General features: G+C 39.4%; 12 protein-coding genes. 6 read left to right on the top strand and 6 right to left on the bottom strand.

Going from position 1 to position 16,787, the window contains the following annotated elements:
• Window positions 1-31: 31 nt before the first annotated feature.
• The gene (locus IQ264_RS18250) at window positions 32-1,885 is read right to left on the bottom strand and encodes a GGDEF domain-containing response regulator (protein ID WP_193982229.1); all 1,854 of its coding nucleotides are present in this window, start codon (window positions 1,883-1,885) and stop codon (window positions 32-34) included.
• A gap of 79 nt (window positions 1,886-1,964) precedes the next feature.
• Window positions 1,965-5,321 carry a PAS domain S-box protein gene (locus IQ264_RS18245; RefSeq protein WP_193982228.1) on the bottom strand — a complete coding sequence of 1,119 codons (3,357 nt, stop codon included), beginning with the start codon at window positions 5,319-5,321 and terminating at the stop codon, window positions 1,965-1,967.
• A gap of 306 nt (window positions 5,322-5,627) precedes the next feature.
• On the opposite strand from IQ264_RS18245, the gene IQ264_RS18240 reads away from it, so the two are divergent.
• The 4 genes from IQ264_RS18240 to IQ264_RS18225 all read left to right on the top strand — a co-directional run bounded on the left by IQ264_RS18240 (window position 5,628) and on the right by IQ264_RS18225 (window position 9,709).
• A complete protein-coding gene (locus IQ264_RS18240) occupies window positions 5,628-6,494 on the top strand; it encodes a tRNA (5-methylaminomethyl-2-thiouridine)(34)-methyltransferase MnmD (RefSeq protein ID WP_193982227.1) in 867 nt (288 codons plus the stop codon).
• A gap of 267 nt (window positions 6,495-6,761) precedes the next feature.
• On the top strand, window positions 6,762-7,826 hold the full coding sequence (locus tag IQ264_RS18235) for a two-component system response regulator (RefSeq protein WP_322744739.1): 1,065 nt from the start codon (window positions 6,762-6,764) through the stop codon (window positions 7,824-7,826).
• An 80-nt stretch (window positions 7,827-7,906) separates the two neighbouring features.
• On the top strand, window positions 7,907-9,280 hold the full coding sequence (gene glmU / locus IQ264_RS18230; protein ID WP_193982226.1) for a bifunctional UDP-N-acetylglucosamine diphosphorylase/glucosamine-1-phosphate N-acetyltransferase GlmU: 1,374 nt from the start codon (window positions 7,907-7,909) through the stop codon (window positions 9,278-9,280).
• A gap of 174 nt (window positions 9,281-9,454) precedes the next feature.
• Window positions 9,455-9,709, top strand: coding sequence for a FitA-like ribbon-helix-helix domain-containing protein (locus IQ264_RS18225; RefSeq protein WP_193982225.1), 255 nt, complete (start codon window positions 9,455-9,457; stop codon window positions 9,707-9,709).
• A 159-nt stretch (window positions 9,710-9,868) separates the two neighbouring features.
• On the opposite strand, the gene IQ264_RS18220 is transcribed toward IQ264_RS18225, so the two are convergent.
• Together IQ264_RS18220 and IQ264_RS18215 are read right to left on the bottom strand one after the other, a co-directional pair.
• Window positions 9,869-10,825, bottom strand: coding sequence for an isoaspartyl peptidase/L-asparaginase (locus tag IQ264_RS18220; RefSeq protein ID WP_193982224.1), 957 nt, complete (start codon window positions 10,823-10,825; stop codon window positions 9,869-9,871).
• 198 nt (window positions 10,826-11,023) lie between these two features.
• Complete coding sequence (locus IQ264_RS18215) at window positions 11,024-11,179, bottom strand: DUF2256 domain-containing protein (RefSeq protein WP_193982223.1); 156 nt, start codon at window positions 11,177-11,179, stop codon at window positions 11,024-11,026.
• Window positions 11,180-11,279: 100 nt separating this feature from the next.
• On the opposite strand from IQ264_RS18215, the gene IQ264_RS18210 reads away from it, so the two are divergent.
• Window positions 11,280-12,023: an RNA methyltransferase gene (locus tag IQ264_RS18210; protein ID WP_193982222.1), complete on the top strand. Its 744-nt coding sequence runs from the start codon at window positions 11,280-11,282 to the stop codon at window positions 12,021-12,023.
• A gap of 105 nt (window positions 12,024-12,128) precedes the next feature.
• On the opposite strand, the gene IQ264_RS33470 is transcribed toward IQ264_RS18210, so the two are convergent.
• Window positions 12,129-12,263 carry a hypothetical protein gene (locus IQ264_RS33470; RefSeq protein WP_265583079.1) on the bottom strand — a complete coding sequence of 45 codons (135 nt, stop codon included), beginning with the start codon at window positions 12,261-12,263 and terminating at the stop codon, window positions 12,129-12,131.
• 2 nt (window positions 12,264-12,265) lie between these two features.
• Here IQ264_RS33470 and IQ264_RS18205 point away from each other — a divergent pair, with 2 nt between their 5' ends.
• Window positions 12,266-13,897, top strand: a complete 1,632-nt coding sequence (locus IQ264_RS18205; RefSeq protein ID WP_193982221.1) for a serine hydrolase — start codon at window positions 12,266-12,268, stop codon at window positions 13,895-13,897.
• 93 nt (window positions 13,898-13,990) lie between these two features.
• Here IQ264_RS18205 and IQ264_RS18200 read toward each other — a convergent pair whose 3' ends face one another.
• Entirely contained in the window at window positions 13,991-16,702 is a 2,712-nt protein-coding gene (locus IQ264_RS18200) for a sigma 54-interacting transcriptional regulator (protein ID WP_193982220.1), read from the bottom strand.
• Window positions 16,703-16,787: the final 85 nt, after the last annotated feature.

Below are 16,787 nucleotides of genomic sequence, written 5' to 3'. Positions count from 1 at the left end.
CTCCCCATCTCCCCATCCCCCCATCTCCCACTTACCACCTGGGAGAGGCAACAAGCAACTCAGTTGCATCTTTCTCCGGTAAAGGTTTAGCAAAAAAGTATCCTTGTCCAAATTCACAGTTTAATTCGCGCAATTGTGCCAGTTGTTTTTCAGTTTCAATTCCTTCCGCCACTACAGTCATTTTCATAGTTTCAGCGATTTTTTTAATAGCAGGAATTAAACCTAAACTTTCAGAAGTACCATCTAATTTACTGACAAAAGAACGATCGACTTTCAGGGTATCAACTGGGAAATTATGGAGGTAACTTAAGGAAGAATAACCTGTGCCGAAATCATCAATACTTAATTGTATTTTTCTTTGACGTAGTTCTTGTAAAATTGCTTTAGCAGATTGGGCATTATTAATAAATGCACTTTCTGTAATTTCTAATTTTAAATTTTCAGGATTGATTTGCGTTTCTGTCACAATTTGGTCAATTTGTTCTACTATGTCCAATTGAGCAAATTGCCTAGCAGAGATATTAACACTCATGCAAATCGATTCATTGGTGAGTTTATCTTGATACCATTGTTGGATTTGATGACAGGCTTTTGATAAAACTAATTTACCAATTGAGTTAATTAAACCTGTTTCTTCAGCTAAAGGAATAAACAAACCAGGAGGAATTATTCCTTTAGTGGGATGTTGCCAGCGAACTAAGGCTTCAAATCCGGTAATTTTGCCTGTAATAAGGGAAATTATTGGCTGATAATGCACCAGAAATTCTTCTTGTTGAATGGCTTTTCGCAAGTCATTTTCTATCTGTAAAGCTTGCATTGCGGCGGCGTGCATTGCCGGATCGAAAACGTGATATTGTCCTTTTCCTAATATTTTCGCCCGATACATAGCCGTGTCAGCATCTCGCAATATATGTTCGGCTTGTTCGTAACTATAATTACCTAAAGCAACACCAATACTGGCATTAATAAAAACTTCGTTTCTTTGTAATTGAAAGGGGAATGACAGAGCTTTAAGTATTCGATCGGCTACCTGAATTGCAGTGTTAATATTATCAATTTCTGGGAGAAGAATAGCAAATTCGTCGCCGCCAAATCGAGCGATCGTATTATCTAAACTTAAAATTGACTTTAATCGATGAGTTAAAGCAATTAAGAGTTCATCTCCTACTAAATGACCTAGAGAATCATTAATAACTTTAAAGCGATCGCAATCCAAAAACAACACAGCAAATTGATAATCAGTATTTTCCTGAGCAACTTTTAACAGTTCCACAAGTCGTTCCATAAAAAAAGCTCGATTAGGTAATCCAGTCAGCGAGTCATGGAGAGCCATATTAAGCAATTTTGTTTGTAGCAACTTCCGTTCTTGAATTTCGCGTTTTAATTCTTCAATAACTACTTGTAATTGATAGGTACGTTCTTTTACCCTAGCTTCTAGTTCTGCATTCAATTTTTTATTTTGCAACTTTGCAGTTTTTAAGGATAGTTGAATGCGAACTCTTGCTAAAACTTCTTCAAATTGAAAAGGTTTAGTAATATAGTCAGCGCCACCTACCGCAAAAGCTTTTACCTTATCAAAAGCATCATTCAAAGCACTTAAAAAAATTACGGGAATTTCCGTAGTTTTCGGATTAGATTTTAATTTTTCACATACTTGATAACCATCCATAGCTGGCATCATAATATCCAACAATATTAAATCTGGTAAAACAGTATCCATTGCCGTTAGCGCCATTTGTCCTGTCAGCGCCTTACGCACGTTATAACCTTCTTTTACTAAAAATGATGAAAGTAGACGTAAATTCTCTGGTGTATCGTCAACAATTAATATATCTTCTTTTTGATTTACTATTGCTTGTTCGTTCAATCCTGTATCGACATCCATAACTTATTGCCTTTTTTCCCAAAAAGGGAAATTTACCTTTACTATTCTTTCTATCATTTTAGGTTCTCTGGTTGCTATTTTAACTTTTGCCAATTTTTTGTATTAATTCTATTATTTGCTCAAACTGGAAGTTTTCCACTAAATTACTCAACGTAGAACTCAAAATATATAGTTCTTGGGGAATTTGCTTAATTAATTCCAAAATTAAATTATCACTTCCTTGGGCAGCAGCATGATATAGATTTTCTACCCACTCAATCGGCATCATTTGTAAGTATGAAGTTAGAGAGTCATGTTGAGCTGATACTACTGCATCTTGATTTTCTTCTTCTTCATAAAGATATCTTACACCCAAATATTGAGCAAATTTTTCTAGTAACTCTTCTTCTTGGAAAGGTTTACGCACAAAGTCATCGCACCCAGTAGATAAAATAACTTGTCGATCCTCTTCAAAAGCACTAGCAGTAATAGCGATAATTACGGTTGCTTGGCCTTTCAAATGATTTTTGATGTGTTTGGTAGCTTCATAGCCATTCATAATAGGCATTCGCATATCCATCAATATTAAATGTGGTTCCCAAGTTTCCCACAAAGCCAAAGCTTGTTGACCATTTTCAGCTTCCTGCACTGCAAAACCTAAAGAAGTTAGCAACTTAACTAATAACAATCGATTATTCAATTTATCTTCAACTACTAAAATGCGATAATCGGGTTGGTTTGGCGCTACTCCCGTAACTTTTGCTTTTGCTAAACTAACTTTTGGTTTATGAATAAATTGAGTAATCTTGACAGGAATTTTAAAACTAAATTTTGCGCCCAAGCCTACTTCACTTTTAACAACAATTTTTCCTCCCATTAATTCCACAAATCTTTGACTAATTGATAAGCCTAAACCTGTTCCTGTTCCAGAATTTAAACCACTTTTAGTTTGAGCAAAAGGTGTAAATAATTGAGCCAATTCATTATCTGCAATACCTGGGCCTGTGTCACAAACTTCAAATAATAAATGAATATTTTCTAATTGCGTAGTCGAATTATTTTCGACTTTTACTCGTAAAGCAACACTGCCTACTTGGGTAAATTTAATAGCATTACTCAACAAATTGATTAAAACTTGACGCAGTTTAGCTTCATCAGTTTTGATGTATTTTGGTACTTCTGATTTACATTCAAAGGTAAGTTTTAAGTTCTTAGAGGTTGCTTTTAACAGAAATATTTCTTCTAAGTTATTTAGCAGATAATGTAAATCAAAGCCATTTTCATGTAGCGTCACTCTTCCTGCTTCAATTTTGGACATTTCCAGAATTTCGTTAATTAATTCCAGTAGATGTTCTCCACTACGGCTGATAATTCCCAGAGATTCTTTATGCTCAGTTTCTAAACTTTTGTCACGATTCATGACTTGGGTAAAGCCAAGAATTGCATTTAATGGTGTGCGTAATTCGTGACTCATATTAGCCAAGAATTCGCTTTTAGCGCGGTTAGCAGCATCAGCAGCTTCTTTAGCTCTCATTAGTTCAATTGACTGTCGTTGAGTTTTGGCTAATAATTCGGCTTGTTGTAACGCTACTCCTAGTTGATTACCGATTTGCACAACCATTTTAATTTCTGTTTCTTGCCATTGTCGCGGAGCAGAATTTTGATAAATAGCTAACAATCCCCACAAGTGATTACCGCATAAAATCGGTACTATAATATATGCTCTTGCTTGCAATTTTTCTAATAATTCTAGATAGCAATCGTCAAAATTAGCGGTGTAAATATCTGTAACACAACGGTAACTAGTTCCGCTACGATACATTCCACCTTGGGTTTCTTGTAAGTAAGTATCTTGAATTTGGCTATCTCCACTATTTAAAGTTTTGGCGACGCATTCTTCTTTACTAACAGCCACTTTTGTTAATTCTGATTGCTGTGATTGTTGCTCAACAAATAAATCCCATCCTTCTGCTACTGATTCAGCGACAAGTTCTCCACTCCAATCAGGATTAAAGCGATAGACAAGTACTCGATCGCACTCAACCGCTTGGCGCAACTCTTGCGTAGTTGCACTAAAAATTTGCTTAATTTCAAGGGTTTGGCGCATTCTTTGAATTACTCTGGCGATCGCTCTTTCTCGATTAGCTATCTCTCGCAAAGTAGACTCTACTTTTTTGCGATCGCTAATATCTCGCACCACACATACTGATGAATTTTCATCAATTCTCGTAATACTCTTTTCTTGGGGAAACAAGCTACCATTTTTGCGTCTTCCTGTAGCTTCTAAATAACAATTACCACATTTAGCAAACTCTCTGTCAATTTGCTCTATTTCAGCTTTTTGGTAAAGATTCCGCCAATTTGTCCCCAGTAATTCTTCCGTATTTTCGTAGCCATATATTCGCACATAAGCTTCATTTAAATAAACGTACCTATCCTTTGCATCAACAATTGCTATTCCATCATTCACTGCTGCCATTGCTGCGGCTTGTTGCTGTAAAGCTAATTCGGTACGTTTGCGATCGCTAATATCACGAATAATTCCCACTAAAACTTGCTCATTTGCGCCATCTCGAAAAGCTATTTTTTTAGTTAAAAGAGTGTGAATCTTTCCTGAATTATCAGTTAACTCTTCTTCCCTTTCCTGCTCAGTTTCACTACTAAAAACTAAGTCATCATCTTGCCAAAAAACCGTAGCTTCTGCCGGAGGTAAAAAATCGTAATCTGACTTTCCTAATAACTCCTGGCGAGGCTGTCCTATTAACTGGCAAAACGCATCATTAACCATTGTCCAACGATGTTGTTGGTCTTTCACAAAAATCGGATCGGATAATGCGTTTAGTACCCGGTCTAAAAAGTCTTTATTCGTATTTAAGCGAGTTTCACTTTCTCGTAAAGCTATCTCAGCCGCAGTTTTTTCTTTAATTTCTGTTTCCAATGCCAGATTAGCAGCTTTTAATTCAAATGTTCTTTCTTGAACCCGATTTTCTAAATCCTCATAAGCCAGACGCAAAGCAAACTCTGCCTTTTGTCTTTCAATAATTTCTCGTTGCAATTCTACATTCAATGCTTCTAGCTGTTCCGGCGTTCGTAATGCCAAAAATTGTGGTAATAAATTTACCATTTGCAAAGCTGTATAGCAGGATACAAAAGCCGTTAAAGCACTTTCTATTCCTGTTAGCCAGTAAGCAGGATGCCACAGAGTCCAGACTTCCAGCAAGTGACCTAAACCACAAAGAATAATGAAAGCGCCAAATAACAAAAATACTTTGAGGAAAGGAACGTCTTTTCGTTTATAGACAAAGTAAATTAGTAGTGATGGAATAGAAAAATAGGCGATCGCTATCAATAAATCGCTAACTAAGTGCAATCCAACCAGCTGCGGTTTCCACAAATAGCAATGACCATGAGGAATAAACTGGCTGGGTGAAATGAAATTATTAATTACTTCCCACATTGTTTAATTCTTAAAGTTTTTTTAATCAGTAACACATTGTTCAGCGTAACGTCTCACACACAGCTATATTATTACTACATCATACCAAAGATGTATTTTTTTCATACTTCAGACATAATTCTTTCTGTTTAAAATAGTTTTTATTGTTGAGTTAACATTTCCAATACTTTAAGACCTTTGTTATTTATTTTATCTACAATTACAATACTATTCTATGTTTGCTTTGATACATTGTAAATAAATAAATAGATATATCTACTTATTTACATATTAGTTCTTTTTTGTTTATTTTCCACAAAATCATCAATGTCAGAACAAAATCTCTTCCTTCCCCAACTTACAAATGATGGTTCTTATACCTTTTTTTCCGCTGAATTTGGCGAAACCTTTCACAGCCAAAGCGGTGCAATTCAAGAAGCCGAATCAAAATTTGTCCAACCTTTACAATTACAAAAGCAAGCAGAAAAACCCAAATTGCAATTAATAGATATTTGTTATGGTTTAGGGTACAACACCGCAGCCGCACTAAAAGCGATTTGGCAAATCAATCCTAATTGTCAGATAGAACTATTCGCTTTGGAATTAGATGCCACAGTCCCCGCAGCTGCCAAAGCTTATAACTTGATGAATAATTGGCCTGAGCCTATTCCTCAAATTCTTAGCCAACTAGTAAGTCAATGCCAAATCCAAACCAAAAACTTAAAAGCTACTTTAACGATCGGCGATGCTCGTTCCACTATCCAACAACTACCCTCCAACTGGCAAGCAGACTCAATCTTTCTTGACCCATTTTCTCCACCCAATTGTCCCCAACTTTGGACAGTAGAATTTTTAGCTAAAGTAGCCAAACATCTGAAGCCAGAAGGTAAACTAGCCACTTATTCCTGTTCTGCTGCTGTCAGGAGTGCGCTTTTAGCAGCTGGGTTAAAAATTGGGGCTACAACACCTGTGGGTAGGCGTTCCCCAGGTACGATCGCCAGCTTTATTGCCACAGACTTACCCCCCCTATCCTTGCAAGAACAAGAACACTTGCAAACTCGTGCCGCCATTCCCTACCGAGATCCGAATTTATGCGATGAAGCAAATATAATTTTGCACCGTCGCCACTTAGAACAACAAACTTCCTCCCTAGAACCCACCTCCCAGTGGAAAAAACGCTGGCAAATGACTTAAGCTATTAGTACCACCCGTCCTGCCTGCAATCCCCAACCCAAAAAATTTGTGATTTAAATCACTGTTCCTAAAGTTTTGTCTCACTGTTAAAATTCGGTAAATATATTTTTCTATAGTTATAGCTAGTATTAATAGTGATCCCCATCTAAGAGAAAATCTTCTTGAAGTTGTCTTGTAGATGAATCGTAACTTGCTCTTTCAGGAAAATACGTCATAAAAAATCTCTTTTTGGTTAATGTTTATAAATTTAGGAAGGCGAAAGTGGCCGTGAGTCCTCGTTTTGATATAGCTGTTGATTCATTCGGTGCAACCAGTGCTCTAGACACCTCATCCGCAACAGGAAATAGCTTCAATTTAGATCAGCCAAAAGTCCTGGTTGTGGACGATCATGCTGCTAGCCGCATGACAGCAGCAGCCCTTCTCGCAGTGGAAGGCTACGAAGTATTGGAAGCAGAAAATGGTCCAGCCGCATTAATTACAGTGGTAGAACACCAACCCGATGTAATTTTGCTGGATGTGATGATGCCAGGAATGGATGGCTTTGAGGTTTGTCATAAATTAAAACAAGACGAACAGACTCGACTAGTGCCAGTAATTTTTATTACCGCACTTAACGATCGTCGATCGCGCATTAGAGGCATAGAAGCCGGAGGAGACGACTTTCTCACCAAACCATTCGATCGCCTAGAACTAGCGGCTCGTGTCAAATCACTAGTCCGGCAAAAACGCTTAAACGAAGATTTAGACCACGCCGAACAAGTAGTATTTTCGATCGCCAGAGCCATTGAAAGCCGCGATCCCAACACAGGCGATCACTGCGAAAGACTAGCAGCAATGGGCAAAGCCTTCGCAACCTACCTGGGACTTTCTCGTTCCGAAATTCGCGACTTAATGTGGGGCGGATATCTCCACGACATCGGCAAAGTCGGGATTCCCGATGCCGTATTACTCAAAAAAGGTCAATTCACCGAAGATGAACGGCTAATCATGAATCAGCACGTTCTAATTGGCGAAAAAATTTGCCAACCTTTGAGAACTATGCACGGCGTTCTCCCCATAATCCGCCATCACCACGAACGTTGGGATGGTAGCGGATACCCAGACAAGTTATGTGGAAAAGAAATTCCTTATCTAGCACAGGTGTTCCAAATCATCGATATTTACGATGCTTTAACTAGCGAACGCCCGTATAAAAAAGCATTCTCGATCGAAGAAGCTCTAAAAATTATTCGCGAAGAAACAGCTAAAGGTTGGCGGAATCCCCGCTTAGTCGAGCAATTTATCGAGTTTATTAATTACACCCAACTGAAAAAAAGCTCTCCTTCCGAATAAAAATTCCTTGGGTAATTCAATATACATAGTGGGTACGAAGCAGGGTATACTGCGGTATTTGTAGACTCTGTGTTCAAAAAATGGTAGCAGTAGCAATCTTAGCAGCGGGACGTGGAACGCGGATGAAATCGCAACTACCCAAAGTCTTACATCCCTTGGGTGGACGTTCCCTTGTAGAAAGAGTAATTGAAAGTTGTCTAGAAATTAATCCCATCAGGCGTATCGTCATTATTGGTTACGAAGCAGAGAAAGTAAAAACTGCCCTCAACGATATTCCCGATTTAGAATTTGTCGAACAAAAAGAACAACTCGGAACAGGTCACGCAATCCAACAAATATTACCTAATTTAGAGGGTTTTTCTGGAGATTTATTAGTTTTAAATGGTGATGTTCCTTTATTGCGCCCTCAAACAATTAAACATTTAATCGAAACTCACAAAAAAAACCAAAACTCCGCTACTTTGTTGACTGCACATTTACCAAATCCCAAAGGCTATGGTCGGGTATTTTGTAACGGTCAAAACATCATTCAACAAATAGTGGAAGACCGAGATTGCTCCGCAGCACAAAAGCAAAATAAACGCATTAATGCTGGAGTTTACTGTTTCCACTGGCCTGATTTAGCCAAAATATTACCAAATTTAAAAGCCGACAACGACCAAAAGGAATATTATTTAACTGATGCCGTAAATGCACTGCAACCAGTTATGGCAGTTGATGTGGAAGATTATGAGGAAATTATCGGTATTAACGATCGCAAACAATTAGCAGTAGTCCATCAAATTTTGCAAGACAGAGTTAAAGATCGTTGGATGACTGCTGGAGTAACTTTCATAGATCCTGATAGCACAACAATTGATGACACTGTAGAAATACAGCCCGATGTAATTATTGAACCTCAAACACATTTAAGAGGCAAAACTGTTATAGGAACGGGTAGTAGAATTGGCCCTGGTTGTTTAATTGAAAATAGTCAAATTGGCGAAAATGTCAATGCACTTTATTCAGTAATTTCTGATAGCGTAGTTCAATCAGGCACAAGAATTGGCCCTTATGCTCATTTGCGCGGTCATGTAGATGTGGGAGAAAATTGTCGAATTGGTAATTTTGTGGAACTAAAAAATGCCAAATTGGGAAATAAGACTAATGTCGCGCATTTATCTTATTTAGGAGATGCCACATTAGGCGAAAGAGTGAATATTGGTGCCGGAACAATTACCGCTAATTATGATGGAGTGAAAAAACATAAAACTACAATTGGCGATCGCACAAAAACAGGTTCCAACAGCGTATTAGTTGCCCCGATAACTTTAGGTTCAGATGTGACTATAGCCGCAGGTTCAACTGTCACCGAAAACGTCCCCGATGATAGTTTAGTAGTAGCTCGCTCTCGTCAAGTAGTCAAACCAGGTTGGCGGTTAAAACCTAATCAAGAAGGCAGCGAAAAAAGTTAATTAGTTTTGAGTTTGTAGGGGCGGGTTTAGCAAATAAGTCTTTAGTCACAACAGAAGAATTAATAACAAAACCGTTCGGCTGACGCTCACGGAAGCCCGCCCTCACAGAGTTTTCAATTAAAATAGTTAATTGCCACTCAAAATTTAAAACTCAAAGCTTATTTAGGAGGTAATATGACTCAAATAGTTCTAGATAATATTAATCCAGATGTTTTAGAAAAAATTCGCAACTTGGCTCAAAAACATAACCGCAGTTTAGAAGATGAGATTAAAACTATTCTTGCCCAAGCTGCTGAAACAGAAGCAGTAGAAAAAAGAGAAATTAACATTTCCCAAGCTTGGTCAAAAATTGATGAAGCTCGGCAACGCCATGTAGGTAAAATATTTAGTGATAGTGTGGAACTGTTACGAGAGGATAGAAATCGTTGACAAAAATTGTAGTTGATGCAAACGTAGTTGTTCGTTGTGTGGACTTTAGTCCTTTAATCTGAGGGATGTACGACTAAAGTCGCTACTACAAACTTGTTTTAAACAAAAAAAAGTGGGCATTACCCACCATTTGTTAATTAATTAGTTAATTGATTAAAATTAGGAAATAGAATCTGTCAGATTAGTTCCAGACCATTCCAAAGTATCACCAATTCTTTCGCCAGTGTGATAAGCAGCTAGGAGGACTTCGCTAGTTTTGCCCCAGGCTATTGTACCAGTGCGATCGATCCCGATCGCCCCAAAATCCCGCTTATTCTTTACACCTTCAGCAAAAGACTTCTCAAACGCCTGAAGCAAAGACAAACCATCAGTTACCCGAATTACAATTTTTGCCGCCAAACATTCGTCAATAATATCTTCACCAATACCAGTGCAACTAATAGCCGCTTGCCTTGTGGCATAATTACCCGCAGGCATAGCCGAATCACTGACTCTACCGATACGTTCAAAACCCTTACCACCAGTAGAAGTTCCCGCAGCTATATTTCCTTCACTATCAATAGCTACCACTCCAATAGTTCCGCGTCTAGCTTCACTTTCAACTAAAGCCTTTTCCGCCACAACTCCCGCCGCTTCCTTAACAAAATTCTCATCCCGTTCCTGCATCCACTCTTGTAAACGGATATCAGTCAAAGGGTTATAAATTGGAAGTTGCAACTCTCGCAAAAGTTCTGCCGAACCAAAATCCGAGAGTACTCGATCGTCAGAAGCTTGTAAAGACTCAGCCAATAAAACAGGGTTTTGCACACGAGAAACATTAATCACACCACTAAAACGCTGCATTGCCCCATTCATCAAAGACGCACTCATGCGAATTTGACCATCTGACTGTAACACCGAACCCGTACCAGCATTAAACCGGGGGTCATCTTCCAACAAACGACACCCGCGAACTACAGCTGCGGTAGCACTTGCGCCACCCAACAGCATCGGGTAAACTTCCTCTAATACCTTATAAAGAGACTTGCGGACAATCTCAACTCCTCCCTTACCTTTGAGAGAACTTCCGGCACCGCCATGAATAATAACTTTAGGTTGCACCTGCTGTGCTGACATTACAATTAACCTCTCTAAATTCTTCCTCTGTGCCTCTGTGGTTCAATCTTCCTAACTAATTCAAGTTGCTAGTTATGAGTTTAAGCGTTTTGATCCCCCCTAACCCCCCTTAATAAGGGGGGAACCGGATTCAAAGTCAACCTTATTAAGGGGGATAATGGGGGATCAAACCGATATATCTGTAACTAGCAACTTCCGTTAACTAGAAGCTTGTACACGACGACGACGACAACGTTCGGAGCAATACTTCACATCATCCCAGCAATCGGCCCATTTTTTACGCCAAGCAAAAGGTCGTTGACAGACTGGACAAATTTTCGTTGGTAAGTCAGATTTAGAACGCTGCCTCGCCATAATCAATTAAACGATGTTTTATAATACATAGCTCTTGTTAATTGTAAGGAATTCCAGTCCTGTAGGACAGGCAAGATGCCTGTCATCCCCAGCATTGAATATGGATGAAACAGTCTTAGCCCGAATCAAAATAGTGTTAGTTAGACCTTTGGGAGCTTTAAACGTGGGTTCAGTTGCCCGTGTAATGAAAAACATGGGGCTAACTGAGTTGATACTGGTAGAACCGCAATGCGATCATTTGGGAGAAGAAGCGCGGAAAATGGCAGTGCACGCCCTTGATGTTTTGGAAAGGGCGGGGATAGTTGAGAGCATACCAGAAGCATTGGTAGGTTGCCAAAGAGCGATCGCCACATCTGCCCGTTCCCGTCACTTATCCGTCGTACCAGAAAACCCCCGGACAGCCTTACCCTGGTTATTCGGCGGAGATTCATCCGCCTTAATTTTTGGCCCCGAAGACAAAGGCTTATCCAACGAAGATTTAAAATACGCTCAAAGATTCGTGCAAATTCCTTCCAGTCCAGCCTATCCCTCATTAAACTTGGCACAAGCAGTAGCAGTTTGCTGTTACGAGCTTTACCAAAACTGTTTAGAAAACCCAGAAGTAGCACAGTTAGAGGAAAAAGCAGACGTAGACACAGCCGCTGCAATAGATGCTTTAGAGCACTACTATCAACAATTAGAAACCTTACTCTTAAAAATTGGCTATCTTTACCCTCACACCGTAGACAGTCGAATGACAAAATTCCGCCTACTATTCAACCGCGCCCAACCATCTGCCAACGAAGTAGCAATGCTTAAAGGCATCCTCAGCCAAATGGAATGGGCTTTGTCAAATCTTCATTAGGCAGGGGAGATGGGGGGACAAGGGGACAAGGGGAATTTTTACCTTCTGCCTTCTGCCTTCTGCCTTCTGCCCTTCTGCCTTTGTTCTAAAAATCGGTAATTATTCTTATCGAGAGGGTGCAATTTTGGTGTAAATTTCGTTTGTATTGATTTTCGGTAGCATCATTCCCAAAGAGTTTGTATAGTGGGAGCGATCGCCTGCATTTTCTTGTTCTTGGTGGAATACTTTAAGAGGTGTCATTAGTGGCAGCGTTCGATAAAGGCCCTAAGCGCCGCCAACGGCGACAGCAAACAAAACAACAGCAAGCACCACAACGGCAGCAACAGTCAACCAAGACACCAAGCAAGCGGTCTGGGTCATCTGGTGATAGACAAATGCTGGAAAACCAATCGGCAAAGGAACTGCGACCAAATCAACCAAGACAAAGGTCTACCTCTGCCGAAAATCGCAACTGGTGGGAGAAACTACTTGGTCAAAAAACCAAATCGTCCACTAGAAAAGCCCAGAAAGGTCGAGGTAATTTAGTGGCAGTGACTACGCCGCCTCCCTACGCCCCTGTTACGGAATTAAAACCCAGAAACAACAATAATCCTAACCTGCGACAAGAAAGAAATTTAGAGCTTATTAAACCTGTGGGTAGACACTCTCCAGTCTCTCGCAATGGTGGTTATGAGTTTCAGGAAAACGGTTATAAATCTACACCCCGTCCTATTTCACCTTCTGGGCGTAGTAAACTCCGCCCCCAAAAAAGGCCACCTTCACCTTTGGTGTATGGTGCAAGATTGCTAATTTTGGGAATTGCTTTGGGTGTGTTTGTAGGTACGCTGTTGTCAATTTTAGACCCTGTAACGCGCAAACCATCAGGGGCTACTCCTACAGTACAACCTTCGCCAACTACTGGTACAGTAATTACTCCAGCTACTCCAGAAAGTCCAGCTACCTCGGCAAGTCCAGCTATCCCGGAAAGTTCTACACCTATTAGTAGCACCACTCCCAATCTCACCCAGGAAATTGCGCCTTTAAAAACGCAGATTACAGCTGTTGCTTCGGAAAATGCCTTATTTACACCTGGGGTTTTTGTGATTGATTTAGAAACTAGTAGCTATGTAGATGTGAATGGAAGTAATCCTATTGCTGCGGCAAGTACAATTAAAGTGCCGATTTTGATTGCTTTTCTGCAAGATGTGGAAGCAGGGAAAATTAAATGGGATGAATCATTAATTCTCAAATCAGAGTTTCGCGCTTCGGGTAGTGGTAATCTGCGCCGTCAGAAACTGGGCACTGAATATAAAGCTTCGGATGTGGTGACGCGGATGATTACTATTAGCGATAATACGGCTACTAATATGCTGATCGATCGCTTGGGTGGAATGGAAGCTTTAAATCAGCGGTTTCAACAATGGGGGTTAACCACAACCGCATTGCGTAACCCTTTACCAGATGTGAAAGGAACGAATACTAGTAGCCCTAAAGAATTAACAGTTTTGCTGGCGCGAGTAATGCGCGGTGAGTTGTTGTCAGCGGCTTCGCGCGATCGCATGATCGAAATTATGCTACTAACAGAAAATGACAACCTGTTGCCTAAAGGAATTGGTGAAGGTGCAAAAATCGCTCATAAAACTGGTCACATAGGTTCTATGTTGGCTGATGTGGGAATAGTGAATTTACCCTCTGGTAAACGTTATGTGATTGCTGTCATGGTACAACGTCCGCGCCGAGATGTCCGCGCCCAAAAAATTATTCAACAAATTTCTAGCACTACTTATCAGTACTTTAACCAAAGTCCGCAAACTCCTTCAACCAATCCCCAAGTACCAAATCCCAGTCAACCTAGTTTTCAACCACAAACACCTTTACCAACTACATCTGGATAAATGGTAATTAATAATAATTAGAGACTGGGGACTAAAATCTCGCACAGTTTTACTGAAAACTAAGGAGAACTTTTTATTTAGAAATTGACTCTTTCACATTAACCAAAAACAAGTTGCTACCAAAGCAATGAGTAAACAGAAATGAGGTAAATTACTTAACCAAGGACGTTGAGTGATTCGGAGTAATGGATAAATACTAAAAACTAAGGCTGAAAGTAAGGTTACACCTTGGAGAAAAGCGGCTACATCTGCACTCCAAGTAAGTGTGGGTAAACCTACACCACTGTAACCTAAAGTTCGGGCAAATACAGGGAGAACTTTTCCTGCTTCGGTAATTCCAGAGGGGATATAGTAGGCTAAGTTAGCGGCTAAAGTGAAGGGAAGATAGGCGTAGATTACTGTTAGATAATCGGGCATTTCTGGGTCTTGCCAACGTGCGATCGCATGAGTGAAATAAGTCAAAATTGTGGGAATACTCAACAGTAATATTACTACTGGAATTGAAATGAGTAAATGTTCAGAGTCGATCGCTAAATCTGACCATCCCAACCAAGTTAAAATTTTATGGCTATGGTGCATAAACACACCGCCTAATAATAGTAATAATAAGGCAGCTTCCGCTGCAAACTTTCGATGATGGTCGAGTAAATCTGATGCGGGAAACCTTAAGTTTAATTGGGGGGAACGATTAGGACAACCTTTTAAACAACTCATGCACAGCATACAATCTCGATTATCTGTTAATTGTGCTGGATGAGAATAAAGCGGACAACCTTCGGTAGCTTGTCCTTCTGTAGGTAGTGCTTCCCCAAATGCGATCGCAGTAGATTTGCTACCTTTATAACAGCTAGAAGTTTGACATTGACTCCCACAAATTTGCTGACTTGAGCGTAATTCTATCAGGGAAAGTTTGGCAAACAAACCATTCATTCCGCCAATTGGACATAAGTGGCGACACCACAATCGACGCTCATAAATTAAACTAAAAATTACTGCTCCCAGTGCAATAATTGTCAGTAACCAAGCAGAAAGATAAGCTTTATGGGGTAAATCCCAAAGTTGTTCCCATAAATAAATTGCGACAAATCCTCCAAATAATATCCAAGCACCCCAACGATTTAACCATTTGTGATTCCAGGGAAGTTGCTGACGGGGAAATAACCACAAAGAGAAGCGACGTATCCATTCTCCTGCAATCATAAATGGGCAAACTGTACACCAAAAACGACCAATATAGGCGAATAAAAATAGATACATCGGCCACCACCAAGCCCAAAACAAGTTTAAAGTAATACTACTATCTCGTGTTTGAGGGCCGAAAAATCCTAACAGAGTTGTGGGGATAAATATTGCCATCATAATTCCCCATATTCCTTCAGGATACCAACGACTTAGTAACAATGGGCGCAACCAAATTATATGATTTAATAAGTCAACCCGAAAGGCATTTTTTTCTGATTGTACAGACCAAAATAATTGTTCGGGAATTGTGGTTTCTTCAGTTGGTGTGTTGAGGACGGCGCGATGGATAATTTCTGCAAGTTCGGTTAAGTTTCCAGGATAATTGTAACTCAATAAACGTCGTAAATTTGCACGATTTAGGTGTAAAGTAGGGCGGTCGCTTTCTCGACAGCATTTCTCTAAAAAGTAATTAGCAAATTCGGGAATATCTGCCTTTCTTTGGTTTAAAGTGAATAGTTTAATTTGAATGGTTTTTATTTCTGGAAGTTCCAAGCTATTGGGTGAAGCTAAAATTAATCTGACGTTAGATTGAATTAGTTGGTCTGAATTAATATTCAGTGAATCCCCTTCTATATCCGTTGAATTAGTATTAGGAATGATATAACCAGTTTTTAGATAATGAATTAAGCGATCGCGATCGTCACATTTCAACAGTTGGACGTGATCGATTAATAAAGTTCCGCTTTCTAAAAGGGCAATAATCCCGGATTGTTTTCCTACTTTGCCAAACAGAATATCGGTGTTAATTGTCCCATCTTCCCGACTGAGTAATTCAGCACAATCTATTTCGATAAATGGTCGATCGGCTAATTCTGAATGAGTATGAATCATTCCCGCTAAAAAAGTTTTACCTGTACCTGGTTGCGCTTGAAATACTACAGGCTGGAGATTTTTAGCTGCTTCTTGAATTTGGCTAGCTAGTTTTTGTGTGGCTTTGCTAGAACCTAAAATAGTTTCTTCTTTAGGTACTGGTTGAATATAAGGTTGCCAACTTTGAATTTTGGTTTTTTCATGGGATATTTTTAAAGTAAATCTGTTTAATTCATCTGCTAAAATACAGTTAATTGTTTGCAAAAAATCGGGATATTTACTGGATAATTCAGCAAATTTTGTTAATGATAAAAAGCCGATTTCACAAGTACTCAAAGCGATCGCACTACTTTGATAAACCTCTGCACAGTCTTCTGTTAAATTAGCATAGCCAAATAGTTCTCCTGGGTGGTGATAGCGGATTATTGCGTGTCCGACTGGTAGGAAATGAGAAATTTCTACTGTACCAAATTTGAGCAAATAAAAACCTAGAGGAATATGTCCTTTTTGATAAATAGGCGTTCCGGCTTCAACTGTAAAATACTGTAAGCAATAAACAAGTTCTGTTAAAGTTTGTTGCTTTAATTTCATCCAAATTCGCTGCGAACTTAGCCAATTAACCCACTCGAAAAGCAATTGTTCATTGACTAACTCAATTTTGGCTTTTTCTGCGCCTAACGGTAAGGTTTGTTGCGCCAAAGTTGGCGTTAATTGTGACTGCGATCGATCAATAGAAACTGTTTGAGAGTCCATCAGTAATACCTCACAACTCTTAAATTTTCTTGGTTGATAGAGCGAATGCTTAAATTATTTTCAATTTTCATAAATTCCTAAATAA

It is taken from the genome of [Phormidium] sp. LEGE 05292, assembly GCF_015207735.1.
In the GTDB taxonomy this organism is placed as follows: domain Bacteria; phylum Cyanobacteriota; class Cyanobacteriia; order Cyanobacteriales; family Aerosakkonemataceae; genus Floridanema.
Note: the sequence above shows the minus strand (reverse complement) of the source record. Positions and strands in the feature narration are given on the sequence as shown.